General features: G+C 56.1%; 21 protein-coding genes and 2 pseudogenes. 13 read left to right on the plus strand and 10 right to left on the minus strand.

All coding sequences use genetic code 11. The features are described 5' to 3' along the window. Window positions 1-332: 332 nt before the first annotated feature. Window positions 333-623 carry a hypothetical protein gene (locus NOX35_RS27435; protein ID WP_034367731.1) on the plus strand — a complete coding sequence of 97 codons (291 nt, stop codon included), beginning with the start codon at window positions 333-335 and terminating at the stop codon, window positions 621-623. On the opposite strand, the gene NOX35_RS27440 is transcribed toward NOX35_RS27435, so the two are convergent. Continuing rightward, window positions 618-803, minus strand: coding sequence for a hypothetical protein (locus NOX35_RS27440; protein WP_131367695.1), 186 nt, complete (start codon window positions 801-803; stop codon window positions 618-620). The genes NOX35_RS27435 and NOX35_RS27440 overlap by 6 nt on opposite strands. Window positions 804-922: 119 nt before the next feature. Between NOX35_RS27440 and NOX35_RS27445 the strand changes: the two genes are divergently transcribed. The 5 genes from NOX35_RS27445 (at window position 923) to NOX35_RS27465 (ending at window position 5,109) form a co-directional block, all read left to right on the plus strand. Further along, window positions 923-1,261 carry an H-NS family nucleoid-associated regulatory protein gene (locus tag NOX35_RS27445; RefSeq protein ID WP_034367891.1) on the plus strand — a complete coding sequence of 113 codons (339 nt, stop codon included), beginning with the start codon at window positions 923-925 and terminating at the stop codon, window positions 1,259-1,261. Between the two features lie 66 nt (window positions 1,262-1,327). Further along, complete coding sequence (locus NOX35_RS27450; protein WP_148748358.1) at window positions 1,328-1,654, plus strand: hypothetical protein; 327 nt, start codon at window positions 1,328-1,330, stop codon at window positions 1,652-1,654. Window positions 1,655-1,820: 166 nt separating this feature from the next. Continuing rightward, window positions 1,821-2,708 (plus strand): restriction endonuclease subunit M, encoded by an 888-nt coding sequence (locus NOX35_RS27455; RefSeq protein ID WP_046462413.1) that lies wholly within the window; start codon window positions 1,821-1,823, stop codon window positions 2,706-2,708. Window positions 2,709-2,774: 66 nt separating this feature from the next. Further along, window positions 2,775-3,281, plus strand: coding sequence for a hypothetical protein (locus NOX35_RS27460; RefSeq protein ID WP_052052718.1), 507 nt, complete (start codon window positions 2,775-2,777; stop codon window positions 3,279-3,281). Between the two features lie 130 nt (window positions 3,282-3,411). Then, on the plus strand, window positions 3,412-5,109 hold the full coding sequence (locus NOX35_RS27465; RefSeq protein WP_034396053.1) for a toprim domain-containing protein: 1,698 nt from the start codon (window positions 3,412-3,414) through the stop codon (window positions 5,107-5,109). Between the two features lie 129 nt (window positions 5,110-5,238). Here NOX35_RS27465 and NOX35_RS27470 read toward each other — a convergent pair. Then, a protein-coding gene (locus NOX35_RS27470) for an IS3 family transposase (RefSeq protein ID WP_122975108.1) occupies window positions 5,239-6,371 on the minus strand; the annotation gives its coding sequence in 2 pieces (ribosomal slippage) (window positions 5,239-6,116 and window positions 6,116-6,371; 1,134 coding nt in all). Between the two features lie 135 nt (window positions 6,372-6,506). On the opposite strand from NOX35_RS27470, the gene NOX35_RS27475 reads away from it, so the two are divergent. From NOX35_RS27475 to NOX35_RS27485, 3 genes are all read left to right on the plus strand, one after another. Continuing rightward, complete coding sequence (locus NOX35_RS27475; protein WP_034367740.1) at window positions 6,507-6,830, plus strand: H-NS family nucleoid-associated regulatory protein; 324 nt, start codon at window positions 6,507-6,509, stop codon at window positions 6,828-6,830. 18 nt (window positions 6,831-6,848) lie between these two features. Further along, window positions 6,849-7,583: a hypothetical protein gene (locus NOX35_RS27480; protein ID WP_034367742.1), complete on the plus strand. Its 735-nt coding sequence runs from the start codon at window positions 6,849-6,851 to the stop codon at window positions 7,581-7,583. 129 nt (window positions 7,584-7,712) lie between these two features. Continuing rightward, complete coding sequence (locus NOX35_RS27485) at window positions 7,713-8,858, plus strand: tyrosine-type recombinase/integrase (protein ID WP_256496979.1); 1,146 nt, start codon at window positions 7,713-7,715, stop codon at window positions 8,856-8,858. A 98-nt stretch (window positions 8,859-8,956) separates the two neighbouring features. Here the strand turns inward: NOX35_RS27485 and NOX35_RS27490 are convergent. Both NOX35_RS27490 and NOX35_RS27495 read right to left on the minus strand, forming a co-directional pair. Beyond that, window positions 8,957-9,241, minus strand: a pseudogene (locus NOX35_RS27490) (MerR family DNA-binding protein); the annotation flags it as partial. A gap of 145 nt (window positions 9,242-9,386) precedes the next feature. Beyond that, on the minus strand, window positions 9,387-12,302 hold the full coding sequence (locus tag NOX35_RS27495; RefSeq protein WP_256496980.1) for a Tn3-like element IS1071 family transposase: 2,916 nt from the start codon (window positions 12,300-12,302) through the stop codon (window positions 9,387-9,389). A gap of 104 nt (window positions 12,303-12,406) precedes the next feature. Here NOX35_RS27495 and NOX35_RS27500 point away from each other — a divergent pair, with 104 nt between their 5' ends. Genes NOX35_RS27500 through guaA form a run of 3 tightly spaced genes read left to right on the plus strand, consistent with a single transcriptional unit; the run spans window position 12,407 to window position 14,793 of the window. Then, on the plus strand, window positions 12,407-12,706 hold the full coding sequence (locus NOX35_RS27500; RefSeq protein ID WP_256496981.1) for a type II toxin-antitoxin system Phd/YefM family antitoxin: 300 nt from the start codon (window positions 12,407-12,409) through the stop codon (window positions 12,704-12,706). Next, window positions 12,703-13,143 (plus strand): type II toxin-antitoxin system VapC family toxin, encoded by a 441-nt coding sequence (locus tag NOX35_RS27505; RefSeq protein WP_003064858.1) that lies wholly within the window; start codon window positions 12,703-12,705, stop codon window positions 13,141-13,143. Before NOX35_RS27500 ends, NOX35_RS27505 begins: the two co-directional genes overlap by 4 nt. Window positions 13,144-13,176: 33 nt before the next feature. Next, the gene (gene guaA, locus NOX35_RS27510; protein ID WP_256496982.1) at window positions 13,177-14,793 is read left to right on the plus strand and encodes a glutamine-hydrolyzing GMP synthase; all 1,617 of its coding nucleotides are present in this window, start codon (window positions 13,177-13,179) and stop codon (window positions 14,791-14,793) included. A gap of 703 nt (window positions 14,794-15,496) precedes the next feature. Here guaA and NOX35_RS27515 read toward each other — a convergent pair. The 4 genes from NOX35_RS27515 to pobA form a co-directional block, all read right to left on the minus strand. After that, on the minus strand, window positions 15,497-16,489 hold the full coding sequence (locus NOX35_RS27515; RefSeq protein ID WP_256496983.1) for a tripartite tricarboxylate transporter substrate binding protein: 993 nt from the start codon (window positions 16,487-16,489) through the stop codon (window positions 15,497-15,499). A 176-nt stretch (window positions 16,490-16,665) separates the two neighbouring features. Next, the gene (locus NOX35_RS27520) at window positions 16,666-17,505 is read right to left on the minus strand and encodes a class III extradiol dioxygenase subunit beta (protein WP_003064850.1); all 840 of its coding nucleotides are present in this window, start codon (window positions 17,503-17,505) and stop codon (window positions 16,666-16,668) included. Further along, window positions 17,498-17,914 carry a protocatechuate 4,5-dioxygenase subunit alpha gene (ligA, locus tag NOX35_RS27525; RefSeq protein ID WP_003064848.1) on the minus strand — a complete coding sequence of 139 codons (417 nt, stop codon included), beginning with the start codon at window positions 17,912-17,914 and terminating at the stop codon, window positions 17,498-17,500. The genes NOX35_RS27520 and ligA overlap by 8 nt, the downstream gene beginning before the upstream one ends. Then, a complete protein-coding gene (gene pobA / locus NOX35_RS27530) occupies window positions 17,911-19,128 on the minus strand; it encodes a 4-hydroxybenzoate 3-monooxygenase (RefSeq protein WP_050788957.1) in 1,218 nt (405 codons plus the stop codon). Before pobA ends, ligA begins: the two co-directional genes overlap by 4 nt. Window positions 19,129-19,254: 126 nt before the next feature. Here pobA and NOX35_RS27535 point away from each other — a divergent pair, with 126 nt between their 5' ends. After that, window positions 19,255-20,184 (plus strand): LysR substrate-binding domain-containing protein, encoded by a 930-nt coding sequence (locus tag NOX35_RS27535; protein ID WP_003064842.1) that lies wholly within the window; start codon window positions 19,255-19,257, stop codon window positions 20,182-20,184. A 68-nt stretch (window positions 20,185-20,252) separates the two neighbouring features. Here NOX35_RS27535 and NOX35_RS27540 read toward each other — a convergent pair. Both NOX35_RS27540 and NOX35_RS27545 read right to left on the minus strand, forming a co-directional pair. Continuing rightward, window positions 20,253-20,405: pseudogene (locus NOX35_RS27540) on the minus strand (LysR family transcriptional regulator); the annotation flags it as partial. A 139-nt stretch (window positions 20,406-20,544) separates the two neighbouring features. Next, window positions 20,545-21,789, minus strand: a complete 1,245-nt coding sequence (locus tag NOX35_RS27545) for a hypothetical protein (RefSeq protein ID WP_256496984.1) — start codon at window positions 21,787-21,789, stop codon at window positions 20,545-20,547. Between the last annotated feature and the right edge of the window lie 10 nt (window positions 21,790-21,799).

Here is a 21,799-nt window from a genome sequence, read left to right on the forward strand (position 1 = left end):
TTTTTTTGTCCCTCGTGGGCAATGTGTGAGGTAACTGGCCTCCATAAATAAACAGCATCTCTAGTGCTCGGCATGACCGAGACACCACTTAACGCTGAATGCGATCTCCCATCGCATCCCGGCAACATATGTCAGCCTCGTGAACTTGCTTCACGGTCGAGCTGACTTGTACCAGGTCCGATCTCAACTCAAAAACTATAGCGTCCATGACGCTTCAGTCTTGCGAGTTGCGACGACAACTTGATGCTCGATCAATGAGTGTCTTTCAACAATCCGCCAGGGTTTAGCCACCCTAGCGGGTGCGCCTTGGCAATTTCTACGGAGATTCGCCTATGCTAAAAATCAATGTGGCACTGCTTCTGCTGCCATACATCTTCATCCTGCTTGCAGGAACTTTCCAACTGGTAACGATGACGGTGAAGGCCATTGCGTCTTCGCTTCGTCTGACTTTCCTTGTAACCGGTGTCGTTGTTCCTTACTACGCCATCGAAGTAGCCCAAGCCGTTGTTGACTCTTTCGCAGCTGGAGACACTGCGACTGCCATCGGTGACATCATCGCCTTTGCAGTGATGCTTGAGGGTGCAGTGACAGTTCTCAAAACTCGTGAGAAAATGGCTTCATAAGCCGTAGCTGACAACCCATCTACGAAAGGTCACACCATGAATCACCTCTTCAGTCCCCTCGCCATCAGCATGCTCTGCATTGGAGTGTTCCTGATTGTTGGATCGATCGGCGCTCAGCGTCAGATCGATGAAGAGAAGCGTGAAGGTAAAAAATAAAGCGTAGTTGACGTTACGCAGCAAAAAAGACTGGCCACTCTCTTGGGAGTGGCCTTTCTTATTTCTGAACCGACTTGCCCATGCATGAAGAGCCTGCGCTCACAGTGCACGTCGATCACCATCTCGGGCATACATACACTCTCATGAAATCCTACAGTCAACTGAAAGCTGAGCTTGCCCAGCTAGACAAGCAAATTGCACAAGCTCGCGCCTCGGAAGAGACTGACGCTCTTATCCAGGTAAGAGAGCTGGTCCAGTCTTTCGGCTTCACAGTGCATCAAGTGTTCCCACTCCCGCAGCCAGCTAAGAAGGAACCCGTGGCCAGGTACTACGACCCAGACACTGGCCAGTCTTGGAGCGGTCGCGGCAAGCCTCCAAGATGGATAGATGGCAAGGACCGCAGCCTATTCGAAATCGATAGACGACCAACCTACGACTTCAATGCCCCAAGGGATGAACGCAACCCGTTTCCAGTCCAGTAGCCTGCCTGAAGGCTACTCAGTAATAGCTTGATCTATTTTTTAGGTCTGCCCAAATAGGGCAGCTTCATGGTGATGCCTTTTCCTGTCTATGCAGACAATGCACTTACGCAATACAGCAAAGACAGGAGAGAACTGATGAAGGAAGTCCCGTTCTTCATTGAACGCAACACGGAGCAATGGCAAGCGATGTGGGGAGGGTTATCCGAGGCAGAATTGAATTCTGGCGATCATGTTTGCGAGAACCAAGAAACTGGTGATTGCTGGCACTACATGGGAAGTGACAGCAACGGCCATCATTTTAGGCATCGTAAGCATCCCAAAACGGCGAAACGCGAAACCTTGATCGTCAAATCGAACGTCACTCCAGTTCAAGAACCGGAATTGGCCCACTAGACCTAAGACCCATTACCAATGCCCGCATTGGTATTAGTAATGTGGTTTTGTTCCTTCTTGGAACGAAAAGTGAAGTAGCTGGCTTCCTTAAACAAACAGCATTTTATCAACCCTTGGGGTGCATGCACTCCCATGGGTGGCGTGCCCTCAATTGATTAAGGCACGCATGTTTTCAAACTCGATTTGTTCCTACCCAAACCGGGGAAACTATGGTGACAACAAGTACCGTGGCAACTGCTCAGGGTACGTCATAAAGGACTTTATCGAGTCCTATCTAAAAGATCAGAATGGCCTCGTTGCAGATCCAAGCATTGGAGGCGGAACGAGCGCCGATGTAGCCGCTTCACTTGGAGTGCGCTTCAAGGGCACAGACCTTCATCAGGGCTTTAATTTGCTGACTGATGACTTCTCTTCCTTCTTGGGAGAGAAAGCGAATCTGATCTGGTGGCACCCAGCTTACTGGGACATGATTCAGTATTCAGGAAGTCAATGGGGCAATGAACCACACAAATGGGACATGAGCCGCATGAAGCTAAATGAATTTGTTGAGTCGTTAGAGCTTGCTGTCATGAACATTCATGATGCCTGCGAAGTAAAAGGACACTATGGGATATTGATGGGCAATCTCCGCAGAAACGGGGATTACTACAATCTCTCAAGTCTTGTGGAGCGTATCGCTCCAGGCAAACTGGTCGATGAAATCATCAAAGTGCAGCACAACTGCATTAGTGATTCACGACAATATTCAGGCAACATTGTTCGTATTGCGCACGAAAAGCTTTTAGTTTTTCGTCGTGATGCAAGTCACTCGTTGATCCTGCTATCAAATTTCCATCGAAAAGCAGTCAATATGATTGCCACTACATGGAAAGCAGCTGTTCGTAGAGTCCTGCAAGGGAAACCCTCTATGGATTTAAACCAGATTTACGAAGCTATTGAGCCATTTGCACAGTTCAGAGAGAACGTACATTGGAGGGCGAAAGTCCGACAGGTATTGCAAGACGCAAAATACTTCGAACGTCTGGAAACTGGTGTTTACAAGCTAGCCTTGTGAATTTTTCTACCCTAAGGGGGCTATGCCTCCTAACGGGGGCATGGCCTTCATTTTTGGAGTGTGGCCATGGCAATGATTCCCTCAATCCACAAACCGGAACTGGGGCAAATGTCGTTTGATTTTCTGGATCAAACGATGACTTCTCAGCAATATTCATACAGTGAACATGGCAAATCATATTTGTCCTTGAAGACCTGCAACAAGAATATTGAAAGCCTCATAAGTAGCTTGTCGCTTGATTTCGATATCTGCGCACCAGAGACAGGGGCTTATGTTCAAGAAACCTCAGAGCACGATGAAGTCGATGAAGAGAACTTAGACAATACGGAGAAATTCGTATGGTCTGATGATGACATCGATAAATTGCGCACAGCGTTTTTTGATGAAAATATTCGATTGCTAGGTGATGGGCGGACAAGCCCTGAAACCAGGCAAGAGAACTACGAATGGCTAATGTCAGACGAAATACATCCGTTTTCGTTCCTCGTACTCTGCCGTGAAGAAATGCTGTCCCCTGACCGCATCCGTGAAGGAGTTCAAGTTGTCATGCGTAAGCTTGGCTACCTGAACTAAATCAAAACCCTGCCAGGGATAAGTCCCTTGCGGGACTACTCCTTGGTTCCACTGGTGTGGGGGTTTCATTAAATCCCTATACAGGGCTTTAATGAAGCCTCAATTCCAGTTAATTTTCTAAGGACTAACAATGGCTAACTACGATAAAGAAGTTGTCAAAAAGGCTGCTGATGAAAATTGGCTGGCTATTTTCGCAAACCTAGCTCCTGAGCTGCGCCACGCAATTCAGCGAGTTGGCCGTCATGTTCCCTGCCCAATAAAAGGGGGCACTGATGGATTCCGCCTAATGCCTGATGCTGACGTGACTGGAGCTGCATTCCACAATGATCCAAGTATCCGTTTCTTATCGAATGGATTTGAAGTTCTGATGTGGTTACGCAACTGGTCATTTTCCGAAACTATTGATGAAGTGGGTCAAGCATTGGGGCTTCCAACTGCAAAACCAACTCAAACAAAGCGACTTGAATTAGTGGTCGCTCATGACCCAAAGAAAGCAAAGTTCTATGATGGAATTTTGATTGCCTTCGGTAAAGAGCGGTATCAGTTCAAGGATGAAAATGAGCTGAGCTTCTACGCAATTCTGCGTTACAGGAACAATCTTGAACGTACCCTTTGGGGTGTGGACATTGAGCGTGCCCTGGCAGAGAGCGGAGCCACTTACGGTGACAGTATCACTTTGAGTAATCTGGGGCGCGTCCCCGTCACTATTGTTGTCGAGAAAAAAGACAAGGACGGTGTGATTACGGAAGAGGAGATCAAGACTCATCGCAATACTTGGGAAGTGATTCGTATCGGGGAAACTCGTCTGAAAAGCACCCAGGCTTCAAGCAGCGTTGTGAAGCATGTTCAGGTTAGCAACGGTTCACCTGTGGCCGTAACCTCTGCGAAACAAGCCGTAGAAACTGCGGATGAAGTCAGTGCTGAGCCAATTGCAGCCCATCAGAAGGTCGTGCCCATCAACAAGGCTCTGGCCGCGCCTGGTTGGTTGCAAGAAGCGCAGCAGCGTGCAGCAAACGTGCTGGCCGCGAAAGCGGCAGGGAAGGCTTATGCCAGCGAGAAGATAGAGAAGGTCTGGAATCAGTGTGTGGCGTTCCCATCTGCGACCGCTGAACCCATGCGTCTCTACCTGCAGTCCCGTGGCGTGCTCTTCAATGAGCTGGCCAAAGGTGCTGCGGCCGACATGCGCTTTCATCCTGCCCTGGACTACTATGAAGAAGTGGATAACAAGAATACTCTGTTGGGATCTTTTCCAGCGATTGTTTGTGCTATCCGCAATGCAGAGGGGGAAATTGTTACTCTCCATCGAACCTACCTGAATAAGGATGGCAAAAAGCTCGCAGTGTCCTATAAGGATTCAGCTGGCCAGCGTCATAAGGTAGAGAAGGTGAAGAAGATGATGAGCATCCCTGACGATATGGATGTCAACGGATCTGCAGTAAGACTCGGTGATCCTTCTTGCGGGGGAGTACTGGGTATAGCTGAAGGACTGGAGACGGCACTCTCTGCATATCGAGCGACAAAGATACCTACTTGGTCGTCCGTCAATGCTCAGCTCATGGAAACTTTTGAGATTCCTGAGTCTGTTCATACCTTGCTGATATGGGCTGACAAGGATAAGTCTGTTCGTGGCGAAATTGCTGCAAACGTGTTGTACCAGCGTGCGAAAGCACTCGGGCTGAACGTTCACATACTTATGCCATCGATGCCAATACCAGCGAAAGCTAAAGGGGTTGACTGGAATGATGTCTTGCTCTCGCAAGGTATCTTAGGGTTCCCTAGGGTTGCGAACTTGAAGAGCTTTATAGCTAGATCTTTCGCCACTATCTAATAGAAAGCCTTCAGCCCTCACAGGGGTTGAAGGCTTTTTTTTGGTTCTGAGCAACTTTACTTGAATTTAACTTTTGACCTGCCCCCTTCAGCCGTACCAGTGATTAGGTTGGGGTCCTGGGGTTGAAGGTTAATGGATTTGGGCAGGGATCTCATGACGAGCTGCGTCGCCTGCGTGCTGACGCAGTTGCTGGGCATACCTGGCTGGCGGTATGCGGCCAATGCTGCTGTGAGGCCGAACCTCGTTGTAGTCCCGACGCCATGCGGCAATCTCGGTGCGTGCCTGGCGCATGCTCTGGAACCAGTGCTCATTGAGGCACTCGTCGCGGAACTTGCCGTTGAAGCTCTCGATGTAGCCGTTCTGCATGGGCCGACCTGGCTCGATCAGGATGTGCCGGATGTGGTGTTCCTGCGTCCAGGCGATGAAGGCCCGGCTGGTGAACTCCGGGCCGTTGTCGGTTCTGACGGCGGCCGGGTAGCCCCTGAAGCGCGCCGCCTGATCCAGCAGCCGGGTGACGTACAGGCCGCTGATGCCGTAGTCCACAGCGATCTCCACGCATTCGTGGCTGAAGTCATCGGCCACGGTCAGGCACTTGATGCGCCGGCCACTGGCCAGGCTGTCGCTGACGAAGTCCATGCTCCACACCTCGTTGATGCGTTGGGCGATGTTTAGGGGCGTGCGCTCCATCACGGGGCGCTTGGCCTTCTTGCGCTTGCGAACCGCCAGATTGGCCGCTCTGTAGAGCCGGTACACCCGCTTGTGATTGACGCCAGGGAAGTCGTTGCGCAGCAGGTCGTGCACGCGCCGGTAGCCGAAGCGCCGACGCACATGCGCGATCTCGACGATCTTGTCCTTCAGGGCCTGGGTCTGTGCGCTGGGCACCGGTGGGTGCCGGTAGCTGTCTCGGCTTAGCCCCACAAGCCCGCACGCGCGACGCTCGGACAGTTGGTGCTCCTGCACCAGCTGCGTGATCAGCTCGCGCCGGGCTTGTGGGGCTACCTTTTTACCCCGAGCACGCTCTTGAGCGCATGCAGATCCAGGTGCGCCTCGGCCAGCAGGTGCTTGAGCTTGGCGTTCTCCGCCTCCAGCTCGCGCAGCCGTCTGGCCTCTGACACCTGCATGCCGCCGAACTTGGCGCGCCACTTGTAGAACGTGGCGTCGGAGAAGCCGCCCTTGCGGCAAATCTCCGCCACCGCCATGCCGACCTCGGCCTGTTGGAGGAACCCGATGATCTGTTCCTCTGTGAACTTGCTCTTCCTCATGTCTGCGATTCTCCTGAATGGCGGACCCCTTGCTACTTCACATTGGTACGGCCTGGGGGGAGCAGGTCACTTTGACAGTATCATTTTTTGAGTTAGTATTCTGCCCTGTAATTCACAACCTGAAGGGTAATACTTATGGCAACGTACAAAGAACTCCTGGCTCAAGCTGAAGAACTCTCTCGCCAAGCAGAAGAAATGCGCCTGAAGGAAGTGCAGGGCGTGATTTCTGACATCAAAGCCAAGATGGAAGACTACGGCATCACCATCGAAGATCTCCAGTCAAAGTCTCGTGGATCTTCGGCAGGAAAGCCTCGCGGGAAGGTCGCGGATAAATATGCCAAGGATGGAAAAACCTGGACAGGTCGCGGCATGCAGCCTAGCTGGGTGAAAGAACATATCGCTGCAGGCGGCAATCTCGATGATCTGCTGATCGACAAAAGTTCGAACGATAAAGCCTAAAGCAAAAAGGTAGTCGCCATGATGCGCTTGACTACTTACTCCCAAAAACAGAGCGATGAACGCTCTGTTTTTGTTTTGTGGCGAGTAGGTATAAGTAACTTCGGTGTACTAACTGTAGAGTTTACGCACCCGATTGAGGACATCGAGTTGGCCGCTGAGTTAGTAGCTATTCGTCATCTGGTATTCAATCAAGCTGTCTTTGACCGCATTCCTGATAGCGGAAAAGCATTTGAACTCAATGTATCCAAAGGTGCCATAAAGAAGCTCTCCCTCAATAGATCCGATAAGAAGCATCTGCTCAAGTTTGCAGCATTCATGCAGGAAGGAGGGCGTTTCGCTGGTGCCAAAATTAATATCAAATCTGAGTCACCAATCAATCACGATGATGGCGCTAAACTCACAAAGATCACGATAAATCCCAAAGAGTATCGTATTCAGGAGATTGTTCAGACACCCAGGATTGGTGAATTGGTCATCACCGAACATGCCGTTGATCGATATGTTCAGTATCACTCAGCAGCTGATATGAAGAACCCATGGGCTTCCCTCATCAACAGGATGCAGCATGAAGATCTTCACAAGATCCCACTCGATCCCCGCGTTATCGAGCATAAGCGCAGAAAGTATGGACCTGACAATGAGGTTGAAATCTGGGGGCACGATTCATCTGTCCATAGATATGTGGTCATCACGGATGCCAAGACTGGAATGAAGATCCTGGCCACACTGTTCAAGCGCGCCAGCAACGTATGAATCTATTGCGCTCCCACAATCTAAGTCTTACTCTGTACCAAGCCCACAGACTTGATGCATTCTGTGATGGCGCGACAGAATGAATGTGCGCTCATGACCAAATCGCATGGCCGATAGCTCACGATAACAGTGAGCTTTTCAAACATAGCTCTACTTATTAAAATAGATCTTTTGAAAAGTAGAAGAAATCAAAAAAAATGGGCTTGTCAGAAAGTCCCACAAGCGCTCATCATGAGTCACCCAATGCAGTCGGATGTAAAAATGAAAAAATTCGCTATAGAGCCTCCTGGCGGCCTTCCTGGGGATTCTCTTAAATCTGAATTTTTAGCCTTGCCTGGACACCCGGATGTAGGACAGAACGCAGCGGTCAGGTACTTGCTTTCCCTCAAATCGGACCAGAGCAAGGTCACGATGCAATCCTTTCTCAACAACGTGGCCAGAATCATTGGCTTTTCTGATCTGCACTCCTGTCCATGGGGTAGCCTGCGTCGCCACCACGTTCTAGCCATAGTGTCGTTGCTCAGCAGCAAGCCTGACGAAAACGGTAGTGACATTGATCAAAGGAAAGGCAAGGCTCCGGCAACTGTAAACACCTATCTGGCAGGCATCAAAGGAGTGTGCAAAGAAGCGTGGTTCCTTCACCAACTCAATGTTGAGGACTACCAGCAAATCAAAGAAGTCAAAGGTGACAGTGGCTCACGGCTTCCTAAAGGACGTGCACTTCGCCCTGAGGAAGTTCGGCTTTTGTTGCAAGCCTGCGATGAAGATGAAAAAAGGCTTGGCCTTCGTGACGGCGCGATGCTGGCCATCTTGGCGGGTTGCGGATTACGTAGAACGGAGATCGTCAACCTCGATGTGGCCAGTCTCGTGAGGAAGGATCGAACTCTCAAAGTCATTGGCAAGGGAAATAAGGAACGAATCGCCTTTATCCCAGCTGGAGCATGGACCCGCCTCACTGCCTGGTTGGATGCAGCTGACCTTCAAGACGGCCCGATGTTTACCCGAATTCGTCGTCACGGTGCCATGACTTCCGAAAGGATGTCGAGTCAATCCGTCTATCACATCTTGCATGAGCGCAGCTTGCAGGCCGGGATTGAGAACGTCGCGCCTCATGACCTACGAAGAACCTATGCAACGACACTTTTTGAAAAGGGGATCGACATCATCACGGTCAAAGACAACCTTGGCCACGCCAGCATTACAACGACACAGCGTTACGACAAGAGGTCTGATGAGCGCAGACGCAAGGCCAGTGAAGTCATCGATTACCTTTGAAGCAGCTCCAAATTTCGTAGCACCCTCCGGGGTGCTTTTTTTTGGGCGTGTACTAGCTGCAAAAAGGGGTCGTCTCAGAAAACGGAAAATAAAGCACGCTAAGGCATAGCCGAACCTGCCAAGCTTGCTCCACCCTGTAGTGACGCGATCAGCGGGCAGGAAACGTTCCCCCTTCGCGCATGGCAGGCGCACACCAACTCAGACAGCACGGCCTCCATGCGCGCCAGGTCAGCCATTTTCTCGCGCACGTCCTTGAGCTTGTGCTCGGCCAGACTGCTGGCTTCCTCGCAATGGGTGCCATCCTCCAGCCGCAGCAGCTCGGCGATCTCATCCAGGCTGAAGCCCAGCCGCTGGGCTGATTTCACGAAGCGCACCCGCGTTACATGGGGTCTCCTCGTTTTCAGTGCAATAAGTGACGGTACGAAAAGCTAGCACTGGCGCGGAGGTGGTGTTGGTAGATCGTTGATTTCATTGACTTTCCTGTTCACTTTCAAATCTGCGATTCGTGGCGTCAAACCGTGGTCGGTTTCATCCATTGGTGCCAGTTATCGATGCATTTGGCCGCGAAGGCAGGATTTGGTCAGCATAGCGGTCAACCGGGAAGCGAAACACACCCCGCAAGTTGATGCTCTCCAGCCTGGTGGGCGCAATCTTCCCGATCAGTTCCGGTGGAATGACCTGGCGGCGGTTCGACCAGCGATCCAGGACCGCCTGCATCTGTGAGGTATTCCACGCCATCACGATGTTGGCCATCAGGCTCAACGCATCGGCCACAGCCTGCATTTCATCGACACGTTTGGCCTGCGCCGGGCTGATCCGGCCGGTATAAATGGCGCGCTTGAGGGCGTTAACAGCCTCGCCCCGATTGAGCACCCGGCGCAACTCGTTCCTGAAAGCGTCCTTGACAAAGTAGTCAGCCAAAAACGCCGTACGCAGCAACCGCCCCAATTGCACGCCAGCCTCATAGATTGGATCGCCCTGGGCGGCAGAACCGAACCGCGCAAGAGCTGCCACCGCACTGGCATGTCCGCTCATGACCGAGGCTGCCAGGTGCACCAGACTATCCCAATGCTTTTCGATCAAAGCGACGTCGACATTGGCTTCGCACACCGCAGCGATTTCTGCGGGCACTTTGGTGCCGCGTGGCACAAAGAGGTGGCGCTGTTTGAGTTCCTTCAACCGCGGGCAAAGATCAAAACCAAGCAAACGGGCATGTGACATGGCAAAGTCGGTGTAGCCATGGGTATCCACAGCAAGCTGGCTGGTCTCCAGCTTTTCTTGGCGGATGACACCTTCAATGGCCACGCCCGCCTGGCGCTCATTGAGCACAAAGGGCTGCGCATGGAAGATGCCCCACCGGTCTTTTACATGGGAGTAGATTCCAATGGAAGGTGTGTTGCGCCGAGGATCAAGCCGGGTTTGCCACACCCGTTTGGTGGTCTCCATGCTCATCATGTCAGAAGATGCCAAATCGGACCGCCCCCAGGTGGCGGCAATCGGGTGTCGCTGCATGAATTCCAGCACAGCCTGGCAGGCCTGGCTCAGACGCCGTTCGTCCCGCGCCCAGCGCATGGCCTGGCGAATGCTGGTGGCAGACAATTGCGGAATCATGCGCGCGCATTCGACCGCAGTCAGACTGGTGCCGTGGGCCATGATGCCGGCATAGACCATCAGCAGCTCGTCGGTAGAGCGCGGCTCACGTCCGAGCATGATCCAGCTAAAGCGCACCTGGGCGTCAACGGCCAGAATCACTTCCGGCAATTGAACCTCACCGATGCGGTGATCCAAAGCCGCGCGCAGCTTGGTCACTTCTGGGTCTTCGTCCTCTGCGGGCAATGGCGACAAATGGAGTTCATCATCCACGCGCAGTACGCCACTGCGGGCTGCAGCGGCCACCGCATCGACACCGGCAGTTACTCTGGCCAGCAAAGGCTTCAAGAAAGTGGCAGCCTTGCTGGGTAACGATAGACGGGCATAGTGTTTCTTGGACTCTGCCTGCCAACGCTCGTCCGTGAAGAACAAGCGCGCACGACCCCGAAAGCTCAGGCTGTGCTCAATCCAGACCGAGCCATTGCGCACCGCGCGGCGCAGGGCAAACAGGGTGGCCACCTCCAACGCCTGAAACGCCCGTTCCCGGTCTGGGCTGGAGATCGAAACCTGCCAGATCATTCCCAGACTTGGTGCCACCACTTCAACTGGCAGCTTTCTGGATCCTTTGAGATATAAAGCTTGCAGCTTGGCAAGGTACTCGATGGCAGGATGCTCGCCGGTGGCCTGCCAGGGCAGCTTTGCAATGGCGACGAGCAACGACCGCACGGGGCGAATTCCATCAATCAATCCCTCGCGGACCAGGGAGGCCCTGCTCGGTGGTTTGCGTTTCTGGGTTTCGGTGATCAAGGCTTCAAGACGGGCACGCAACTCAGCATCTGGCACCGCACCTTGCGCGCTCAAGGCAACAAGTTCGCCGAGCAGCGTTTTGTACATTGCGGCCCAATTGACGGTAGCGGGGACATCGGCGGCAGCCTGACGCCACAGATCGGCGATCCGGCGCTGCACCATAAGGATCAACTGGTCTGTGGTGGTGAACAGGCAATACCGAAGAAAGCATGCGACCTCCACGGTGCGCGCTGGCTCTTTGATCTTGGCTCCGGCTGAGGGCGGCCTGGAGACAAGTCGGCGCGCGTAGCGGCGCAAGATGAGATCGGGGATGTCTGCCAGGTGCTTATGAACGTCCAGCGTGTAAAGCAGGTCGATGCGCTCCAGTACCTCGCTGATTTGGCGGGTTGAGTGTTTCGCCGGTGCAGCCCATAGCCAACTCTGCTGGGTTTGTCCATCTGGGCGCAGCTCTGAAACTGAGGCTCGCCAGCGATCAAGTGTTGCTGGATCAACGCTGGCGGCGATGGCGGTGCCTGTTTCAACTTCAAGCTGGGCAAGTGCCGCCGCAATCAGTGTCCGAATTGCCCGCTCGTGCACGATCACCAGCTTGTTCTTGTACAGCCATTGACGCGCCCGCACGAGTAGCTGATCGCGGTCGGCGCAGCGCGCCACTTCGTCGCGCAGTTCACGTACCAGTGAGCGGCGCTGGTGCTCGCTCATCCACTGGAATCCAAGGACCGTGCAGGCTACTTGTTGGTGATCGAATAGCGTGCGCCCGCGTTCATACATGGCTCTCAGCGAGGCGACTTCTGGTGCTGCAATGCCAAGCTCGTTGCCAAGGTGGCGCCACAAGGCTACTGGAATTACCCGAAAGGCACCGAGCAAACGCCCACTCATGCGCAGGAAACCAATATGGAGCGCCAGACCAAGCTTGTGGGAATCACCTCGGCGTGCATTGATTGCGTCGCGCTCGGCACCATCGAAGGTGAAAAATGCCTTCATCTCGAAGTCGCTGATATCGCGGGGGAGCCCACGCATCCCCAAAAACGTTGTGTGCCAACCCTGCATCGTGAACCTCAAAAGTGGGAGGCCACCATACCCGTTTACAAAGCGAACAGGAAAGTCAATGAAATCAACGGTCTACCCAGACCACCCCCGCGCCAGTGCTAGCTTTGCGTACCGTCACTTATTGCACTGAAAACGAGGAGACCCCTATCTACGAAGCCAAAAGCCGCTTTTCCGCCCTGGTCGAAATGGTCGAGCAAGGCGAAGAAGTTCGCATCACGCGCCATGGCAAAGAGGTCGTGCGCATGCTGCCCATGCGCCGCAAGCCAGTGATCACCGATGAGCAGATTGCCCGCGAGCTGGAGCAGATCTCGGCCCTGCAGCAGACAGTGAAAGATCAAGCAGCCACAAACCCGGCGGCGAACAGCATCACCGGTTTGCGCCACACAGGACGGAGCCAGGCATGAGCGCCACCGCTTTTGTGCTCGATGCATCCGTCACCGCTGCCTGGCTGCTGCCTGACGACGCCAGCGAGCACACCAGACGCCTCTACACCCGTATCCGCCGCGATGAAGTCGACCCGCAAGCCCCCAACCTCTGGCAGTGGGAATGCGGCAACCTGATTGCATCGGGCGTGAATAATGGCCGTATCCCGCAGACTTCGGTCGAAGGCCTGTGGGGCGTGCTGGAAGCCATTCGCCACCGCGTGGAGCTGCACGACCTGGCTCCTGCACAGCACAAGGCCGTGCTGGATGTGGCGCTGGACACCGGCCTGCCCACCTACGATGCCGCATACCTGTGGCTGGCGCAGTCGCTGCGCCTGCCACTGGCCACATTCGATGCAGCCCAGATCGCGGCCGCCCGCAAAAGCGGCGTCACTGTCTGGGCTCCCGAAGATTTCTAATCCCTTTTTGCCACCCTCTTGCCCTTGATCACCATGCAACACGACAAGATTCTTATTCTGGACTTCGGCTCCCAGGTCACGCAGCTGATTGCTCGCCGCGTGCGCGAAGCCAATGTCTACTGCGAAGTTCACCCCTGCGATGTGAGCAGCGACTGGGTGCGCGAGTTTGCCGCCGACGGCAAGCTCAAGGGCATCATCCTGTCCGGCAGCCATGCCTCCGTCTACGAAGTGGACGACCGCGCTCCCGACGCCGTGTTCGAGCTGAACCTGCCCGTGCTGGGTATTTGCTACGGCATGCAGACCATGGCAACCCAGCTGGGCGGCAAGGTCGAAGGCTCCAACACCCGTGAATTCGGTTACGCCGAAGTGCGCGCCCATGGCCACACCAAGCTGCTGGAAGGCATCGAAGACTTCGCCACGGCCGAAGGCCACGGCATGATCAAGGTCTGGATGAGCCACGGCGACAAGGTCACCGAGCTGCCTCCGGGCTTCAAGGTCATGGCCTCCACTCCCTCCTGCCCCATCGCCGGCATGGCCGACGAAGCACGTCGCTACTACGCCGTGCAGTTCCACCCCGAAGTTACGCACACCGTGCAGGGCCAGGCACTGCTCAACCGCTTTGTGCTCGACATCTGCGGCACGCAGGCAGACTGGATCATGGGCGACTACATCGAAGAAGCCGTGGCCAAGATCCGCGAGCAGGTAGGCGACGAAGAAGTGATCCTGGGCCTGTCCGGCGGCGTTGATTCGTCGGTGGCTGCAGCCCTGATCCACCGCGCCATCGGCGACCAGCTGACCTGCGTGTTCGTCGATCACGGCCTGCTGCGCCTGAACGAAGGCGATATGGTCATGGACATGTTCGAAGGCAAGCTGCACGCCAAGGTCGTGCGCGTCGATGCCTCCGCCCTGTTCCTGGGCGAGCTGGCCGGCGTGTCCGAGCCCGAGCAAAAGCGCAAGATCATCGGCCGCCTGTTCGTGGACGTATTCAAGGCCGAGGCCGAAAAGCTCAAGGCAGCCAACGCCGGCTCCAAGGGTGCAACCTTCCTGGCCCAGGGCACCATCTACCCCGACGTGATCGAGTCCGGCGGCGCCAAGAGCAAGAAGGCCGTCACCATCAAGAGCCACCACAACGTCGGCGGCCTGCCCGAGCAACTGGGCCTGAAGCTGCTGGAACCCCTGCGCGACCTGTTCAAGGACGAAGTGCGCGAACTGGGCGTGGCCCTGGGCCTGCCCCGCGGCATGGTCTACCGCCACCCCTTCCCCGGCCCCGGCCTGGGCGTGCGCATTCTGGGCGAAGTGAAGAAGGAATATGCCGACCTGCTGCGTCGCGCAGATGCCATCTTCATCGAAGAGCTGAACAACTGGATCGACGAAAAGACCGGCAAGAGCTGGTACGACCTGACCAGCCAGGCCTTTACCGTGTTCCTGCCCGTCAAGAGCGTGGGCGTAATGGGCGACGGCCGCACCTACGACTACGTCGTGGCCCTGCGCGCCGTGGTCACCAGCGACTTCATGACTGCCGACTGGGCCGAGCTGCCCTACGGCCTGCTCAAGAAGGTCTCCGGCCGCATCATCAACGAAGTGCGCGGCATCAACCGCGTCACCTATGACGTGAGCACCAAGCCACCAGCAACCATCGAGTGGGAATAAAGCGCTGTCGTGAACTGACACGCAAGCTTTAGACCTTTTCTCATGCAAGCCCGCGATATCGCGGGCTTTTTTCATTTCTATCTGGCTCTATCTGGAACTAGCCGGTCTTACGAAGTCGGCGGGTTTCGATGGCACTTTGCATGGCACCGAGCATCGCCAATACCATCCGCCTCGTCCATACCATCAGCCCTGCCTTCTGCAGTTGATGGCATCAAAATCACCTAATTATTTGATTTTAAAGACGATGCCATACACAAAAACGCGCTTGTTTGCTGGTGGTCTCGCGCATATGCCGCGAACAGTCACAGCAGGAGCGCGAGCAATACGAGTTTGCAGAGCAAGAGGCCAAGGCTCGAAAAGTTGGGCTTTGACGAGAGGCCGGGACAATCGCGCCGTGGGATTGGCGCAAAGCCTTATGCGTGCCTCGGCACAACCTAAGTCCGTAAACAACCCATTGCTGTCGTTTGAACTATGCCGCTCTATGCTTGCTATGCAGCGGTTGCTGTCCATCGGGCTCTTTAAATGAATGACTGCTCTATACCTATGAGTGGTCATTTAAGTCATTGATTTTTTTGAGCAAGCATGAGCGATGCAACATCAAAAACCGACGCATCCCACACGAAGCTGCTATACAGAGCAACGCTAGGCCTTATTGGCTTTTTCAGCTTTCCAAAGCCTTTAAAGCCAGATCGCCTGCCAACATTTATTCTGCGCGGATGCCCTGGCGCTTGACCACTTCGCCAAAGCGCTGGTGATCCTGCCGGATTTGGGTACGCAGCCGTTCTGGAGACAGCACCTGAACTTCGGCCCCTAGAGCATGGATTTGAGAAGTGACCGCAGGCGTTTGCACAATGCGATTGATTTCTTGGTTCAGGCGCTGGACGATAGGCTGAGGGGTTCCTGCTGGCAGGTAGAACGCATGGCTGGTGCCAGCATCAAAGCCCTTGAGACCTAGCTCATCCAGCGTTGGCGTTTGGGCAAACAGGCTGGAACGCTTGAGGCTACCCACGGCGATCAGCTTGAGTTTCTTGCTCTGAATATGGCTAATGGCAATGCCCGGGTCAAAGAAGACGTCGACCTGTCCTGCGAGCACGTCCTGCAGCACATTGGCAGCTCCCCGGTAGGGCACATGCAGCAGGTTGATCTTGGCCTGCTCCTTAAGCATTTCGCCGGCGATATGGGGAGCCGTTCCGTTTCCAGGCGAGCCATAGCTCAGTTGGCCGGGGTTGGCTCTCGCATAAGCGACCAACTCATCGAAGTTGTTGAACGGTGCATTGGCGCGCGCAACCAAAAACAGCTCTATGCGCGCTGCTGCGGCCACGGGGGTCAAGTCCTTTTCCGTGTCGTAAGGAAGCTTGCGATAGACATGGGGATTTATAGAGATAGCACTGCCCGAAGAGGCTAGCAGCGTATAGCCGTCGGCGGCAGACTTGGCTGCGGCATCGGCGCCCAGGCTGCCGCCAGCGCCCGACCGGTTGTCGATCACAAAAGGCTGGCCCAGGGCCTGTGCCAGGGGCACGGTAATCGCCCTAGCGACCACATCGGGCGAACTTCCCGGCGGGAAGTTGACAATAACCCGTACAGGCTTTTGCGGCCAAGCACCGACGTTGGATGCCATGGCCGGCGAGGTCAGTGCGGCCATGGCAGCAAGCGCTACGAGAATCGGGCGGCATGTGAGTTTGAAGTGGATGAACATGGTTTGTCTCCTTGTTGTTTGAAATTCAGTGATCGCAGCGGTGCTTAGAGTTGTGTGAGCAGGCCCTCGCTGTTAAGGGGAACACCTACTCAGTACCCAAGTGCCCAAAACTAGCTCCCCACTGAGGGACATCGAGCAGACTGTCCCCCTCCAGCTCTGCAGACAGCTCAAGGGAGTCATTCGTTTTCCAGCACCACGAGTCCATAAGCGGTGTTGGAGACGGGCACGTGGTAGAAGCGGTGCAAGGTCTTGACTCGGGCGTCGAGGCAGCCGCGCATGACCAGCCACATGATGGCTTCCACCCCTTCCGAGCCCGTCTCGCGCAGCATCTCGGCAACGCCGATTTCTGCAACCCGCTCGGGCTCGTGTACGAAGAGGTCCAGCCAGTGCTGGTCATAAGCCGCGTTGATCAGGCCGGCACGCTCTCCCTGCAATTGGTGCGATAGCCCGCCTGTGCCGATGACGGCGACCTTGAGGCCGCTGGCATGGCTTTCTATAGCGGCGCGCAAGGCCTTGCCTAGCGCATGGCAGCGCGCGGCTGTGGGCAGCGGGTGCTGTATCACATTCACGCACAACGGAATCACCCTGCAGGGCCAGACCGAAGGCTGGTCGTAGAGAATCGACAAGGGCACGGTCAGACCGTGGTCTACGCTCATCTCGCTGACCAGGGTGAGGTCGAAGTTCTGGGCGATCAGGGACTCGGCGATATGCCAGGCCAACTCGGGAGCGCCCTGGACCTCGGGCACGGGCCGGGGGCCATAGCCTTCGTCATGCGGGGCGAACTTCTCGCCCACACCCAGCGCAAAGGTCGGCGTCAGCCTCAGGTCGAAGCAGGATGCATGGTCGTTGTAGACGATGATGCAAACATCGGGCCGGGTCTTCGCTATCCAGTCGCGCGCGGCCTGCATGCCCTCAAACACAGGCTGCCAGTAGGGCTCGTGGCATTTGCCATGATCGACGGCCGCGCCAATGGCTGGCACATGCGATGTGCCCACGCCTCCAATGATCTCAGCCATGGCAAGCCTCCTTGCGGCTGCGCCAGCCTTCTATGCGCCGGCCTCCGCCGAGCATCATCTGGCGGAATTCCTCCACGCTCATGCCCGTGCCGGACATGGCCGCTCCCGCGTGCTGCATGCTCCATCCATCGAAGATGGCCAGCTTGAATAGGTAGTAGATATTGCCGCCCAGGCTCAACATGGCCAGCCAGTCGCGAGAGCGCACGGCGGTCAGTTGTTCATCGGACAGGGCATGGCCTGCAAGATATTGCTCGGGATCTTGGCGAAAGCGCTCACGGTTGTGTTTGTCGTCCAGGGACTTGCAAAACATGTTGAGCCTCAGGCCCAGGCGGTGTTGGGCACCGTCGAAGACATAGGTGCCAGGGATGTCGGCCAGGGCAGCCTTTGTCTCCATAAGTTGCTCCTTCATGAGCCTTCTCCTTTCGCTTTAGTTGCAGCTACGCCTGAGGTTTCCTCGAACGGCAGGCCTGCGTATTGCTCGGCCAAGGCCAACTGGGCCGAGGGGTTGGCGCGCAGGTATTCGAGCTCGTACTCCTGGGCGCGCTGGTCGAAGGCCGAGCTGTCCGGAAAGCGGTGCAGCAGATTGGTCAGATACCAGGAGGTGCGCACCGAGGCCCAGACGCGGCGCAGCGCCATGTCGCTGTAGCCGTCTATGAGCTCGGCCGAGCCCGTGGCATAGAAGCTGGCCAGGGCCCTGGACAGGTAAAACACATCGGAGACGGCGAGGTTCAGCCCCTTGGCGCCCGTGGGCGGCACGATGTGGGCCGCATCGCCGGCCAGGAACAGGCTGCCATGGCGCATAGGCTCAGCCACGTAGCTGCGCAAGGGGGCAATCGATTTTTCGATGGACGGGCCGGTGACGATGCGCTCGGCCATCTCCTTGGGATAGCGGGCCTTTAGTTCTTCCCAAAAGCGCTCGTCCGACCAGTCTTCCAGGCGCGTGTCCAGGGGCACTTGTATGTAATAGCGGCTCAGCATGGGGTTGCGCATGGAGGCCAGCGCAAAGCCACGCGGGTGATTTGCGTAGACGATGTCGTCCAGCGGCGGCGTCTCCGACAGAATGCCCAGCCAGCCAAACGGATAGACCTTCTCGAACTCACGCAGCACATCGGCGGGGATGGTCTTGCGCGAGACGCCGTGAAAGCCGTCACAGCCCGCGATGAACTCGCAGTCCAAGCGTTGTGCGCGGCCTTTGTGCTCGAAGGTGACGAAAGGCGCCTGGCCGTCCACATCGTGCAAGCTTACGTTCATGGCCTCATGCAGTATGCGCGCCGAGCGCGCATCGCTGGCCGCATGCAAGTCCTCCTGAATCTGGGTCTGGCCGTAGGCCATGAAGCGCTTGCCCAGGTGCTTGTGCACATCGATGAAGAAGCTCTCCTGGCCGGCCCAGGCGATTTTCATGCCGTCGTGCAAATGGCCTTCTTTGTCCATGCGCTCGCCCAGACCGCAACTGCGCAGCAGATCGACCGTTCCCTGTTCGAGCACGCCTGCGCGTATGCGTGCCTCAACCTGGGCGCGACTGCGGTGCTCCAGCACCACGCTGTCCACGCCGGCCTGGTACAGCAAATGGGATAAAAGTAATCCGGCGGGTCCGCCTCCAATGATTGCAACCTGTGTTTTCACTTTGAAACTTCTGAATTAAATGAGATGGCGAAAAGTGTTTTTGCGTAGTCGATGGTAGGGACAAGCGCTGCGCCGGATAAGCCAGGAGAGGCTTATAGTGATCAGGTTTTCTTATCGGTAAAGGCCATGACGCTGCAACAGTTGAGAGTTTTTCTGGCCGTGGTGGAGTGCGGCGGCTTCAGGGCGGCTTCGCGCCAGTTGGATATTTCACAGGCCGGGATCACGACCAGCCTCAAGGCGCTGGAAGCCACGCTGGGCGTGCAACTGCTGCGCCGCTCGGTGCAGGGCGTTGCGCTGACGGCCGAGGGCGAGAGGCTGCTGCCGCGCGCCAAGCTCATTACGCGCGAGGCCTACAAGGCCGAGGAGGATGCGCGCCAGGCCCTCACTTCCGAGGGCGGCAGCCTGGCCATTGGCCTGGGGCCCACGCCTACGGCGGTTTTGCTGCATCTGGTGGTTCCCGAGTTCCACCGACGCTTTCCCTCAGTGCAGCTGCGCTTGTTCAGCGGCTTTTATGAGCAGTTGCTGCCCGAGTTACAGCAGTCGCGCATACAACTGGCGGTCACCGCCGTGCCCGATGCAGGAGTGGCCGCGGGCTTTGAAGTGCGCAAGCTGTTTCGCAGCGCCCTGGTGGTGATAGCCAGGCGCGGTCACCCCCTAGCCGGGGCATGCCGTCTCAAAGCCTTGCAAGGCCAGGAATGGGTGCTGCTGGGCCCGCCCGGCGGTCCCGGGGGCACAGTGCTGCGCTTTCATGCCGAGCAAGGCCTGCCCATGCCGCGGGTGGCCGCCACCTGCGAGTCTTTCTCCCACCTCACGCCCCTGCTCCGAGGCACGGACTGGCTGGCCATGGTGCCCGTGGTCATGATGGACAACAATTTGCTGGGCAACGATGTCGTGGCCCTGCCCATAGAGGAGTCATCGCCGACCTTCGACAACTGCCTGATCTACCGCAGCGACAGCCCGCTAAGCGCCAGCGCGGATACTTTCGCCGGCATGTGCCAGTCATTTTCCCGGGTGCTGGCACGCGGGGCCAGCGATGCGGTGATAGGGATAACCTAGCTACATGTATGGGCCTCGGCCAGTTGGTTGTACTCGCTGCGGCTTGTCCAACGTCCACTGCAGTGGTGTTTGGAATGTTCAGTGAGCGGCGGCTGTGACATGTTCAACCGCTTGGCAGCACGGTCGAAATGCAGTTCCTCGGCAACGATGAGAAATAGCCTGAAGCCTACTTCTTTCTGACCACCTAAGTCGGCTTTGCAGCGGCTCCGTTCATTGACAATCAGAAGGTGTACTAATGCTAACTGATACCTACCGGTCACTCGGCTTAATAACCGCAGACGGCGTGAACGGTAGCTGTACGAGCAACTACTGCTGTAGTTGTTCGCGCACTTTCTAAGTAATAGTCCGTTCAGGCCCAGCTCAGTTTTCTAACGCCAGTCGTGCCAGCTTTTCCAGCATGCTCATCTTGGAATTGTCCCCGCCTACGAGCACGCCGTTCGTGAGGGTGTGGAGGTAAAGCTGAACCAACTTTCGGTCAAGCAACCCGCTCGACACAGCTTGGCCATCCGGCAGGTACACCATCACATCGCGCATTCCGGACAGGGAATCGCCGGCGCCGACGATGCCACCGGCGGGTGGGACGAACATTCGCACGAAGGACCCGCAATCTTGCAGTGCGATGCGAGTGCCAGTTCGTTCGCCGTGCGCCTGGTACTCCGGCTGGTACATCGACATGTAGTAAGGAAGCAGGTTGAATTCGCGGTCCTTCGAATAGAAGCGGGCCTTGCTACCCTCCTGGCGTCTTTGCTCCAGGCGTCCATCTTGAGCGGCTAACGCGGCCTCGACGCCAGCATAGGAGGCATTCAGGATGAGTTTTGGGACAAACTTGCCCGACCAGGCTGTCAGCCGCTCACCAGTAGCCCTGTCGATGACCCAGAATTGGCCGTCGCCAATAAGCTCCTTGCCCGCCGTTTGAAGGAAGGGAAACTCATCCACGAAGTCGATAGCTGCAAGGGTGTCTTTCGACCAAGGCGAGCGCCGGACACGTCTCACAGAAAGGCCGTCCTGGCCCAAATCCACATCGACGCAGGCCACCAGTTGCTTTGGCTTCTGACGACCACCCATACGAATTTGTCGCGTTGCAAGCAGCGTTAAGGACGCAGGAAGCAAGTCCTGCGGCATAGTTGGCGCCGGGACCGACTTGTGCCCAAGCAGCCCTTCCTTTAAGGAAAGCTCGACCAAACATCGCTTCAATGCCTCTTGCAAGGCGCGATCATCATCAGCAAGGCCAGCAAGCGTCAGGCTCGCGAGCGCAGAGGGTCCGTAGTCGAGCCCCTGGGTCGACACCGATACAGTGTCGCACTCCAAGAGATGTCTGAACTTTGCCTCCGTATACGGATCGGCGACAGAACCGCCGGCAGCGAGCGCGGAGTAGGCAGCGTTTGCCCGTACCGCCTTGAATTCCAACGCAGCTCCCGTCATCTTTGCCACTCGGATGCTGCTCTCTTCATCATTTGACGCGCCGTTGAGGAACAGGTAGTTCAGCGACGAATCAAGATTCAGAGGCGGTTTCTCAAGAGAGCAGACCTCTGGAGCAGTGAAATGTGTACGCTTGCTGCCAGCAACGTAGTAGCCGTTGGGGAAGAATTCAGGGAAGCGCTTCAAGGGCTTCAGC

This window comes from Comamonas sp. C11, assembly GCF_024496285.1.
GTDB classification, from domain to species: domain Bacteria; phylum Pseudomonadota; class Gammaproteobacteria; order Burkholderiales; family Burkholderiaceae_C; genus Comamonas; species Comamonas testosteroni_F.

Excerpts from the sequence above, each read along its gene's own strand:
- NOX35_RS27435 (WP_034367731.1), top strand. The coding sequence starts at position 333 with ATGCTAAAAATCAATGTGGCACTGCTTCTGCTGCCATACATCTTCATC.
- NOX35_RS27445 (WP_034367891.1), top strand. The coding sequence starts at position 923 with ATGAAATCCTACAGTCAACTGAAAGCTGAGCTTGCCCAGCTAGACAAG.
- NOX35_RS27450 (WP_148748358.1), top strand. The coding sequence starts at position 1,328 with ATGGTGATGCCTTTTCCTGTCTATGCAGACAATGCACTTACGCAATAC.
- NOX35_RS27455 (WP_046462413.1), top strand. The coding sequence starts at position 1,821 with ATGTTTTCAAACTCGATTTGTTCCTACCCAAACCGGGGAAACTATGGT.
- NOX35_RS27460 (WP_052052718.1), top strand. The coding sequence starts at position 2,775 with ATGGCAATGATTCCCTCAATCCACAAACCGGAACTGGGGCAAATGTCG.
- NOX35_RS27465 (WP_034396053.1), top strand. The coding sequence starts at position 3,412 with ATGGCTAACTACGATAAAGAAGTTGTCAAAAAGGCTGCTGATGAAAAT.
- NOX35_RS27475 (WP_034367740.1), top strand. The coding sequence starts at position 6,507 with ATGGCAACGTACAAAGAACTCCTGGCTCAAGCTGAAGAACTCTCTCGC.
- NOX35_RS27480 (WP_034367742.1), top strand. The coding sequence starts at position 6,849 with ATGATGCGCTTGACTACTTACTCCCAAAAACAGAGCGATGAACGCTCT.
- NOX35_RS27495 (WP_256496980.1), bottom strand. The coding sequence starts at position 12,302 with ATGCAGGGTTGGCACACAACGTTTTTGGGGATGCGTGGGCTCCCCCGC.
- NOX35_RS27505 (WP_003064858.1), top strand. The coding sequence starts at position 12,703 with ATGAGCGCCACCGCTTTTGTGCTCGATGCATCCGTCACCGCTGCCTGG.
- guaA (WP_256496982.1), top strand. The coding sequence starts at position 13,177 with ATGCAACACGACAAGATTCTTATTCTGGACTTCGGCTCCCAGGTCACG.
- NOX35_RS27515 (WP_256496983.1), bottom strand. The coding sequence starts at position 16,489 with ATGTTCATCCACTTCAAACTCACATGCCGCCCGATTCTCGTAGCGCTT.
- NOX35_RS27520 (WP_003064850.1), bottom strand. The coding sequence starts at position 17,505 with ATGGCTGAGATCATTGGAGGCGTGGGCACATCGCATGTGCCAGCCATT.
- ligA (WP_003064848.1), bottom strand. The coding sequence starts at position 17,914 with ATGAAGGAGCAACTTATGGAGACAAAGGCTGCCCTGGCCGACATCCCT.
- NOX35_RS27535 (WP_003064842.1), top strand. The coding sequence starts at position 19,255 with ATGACGCTGCAACAGTTGAGAGTTTTTCTGGCCGTGGTGGAGTGCGGC.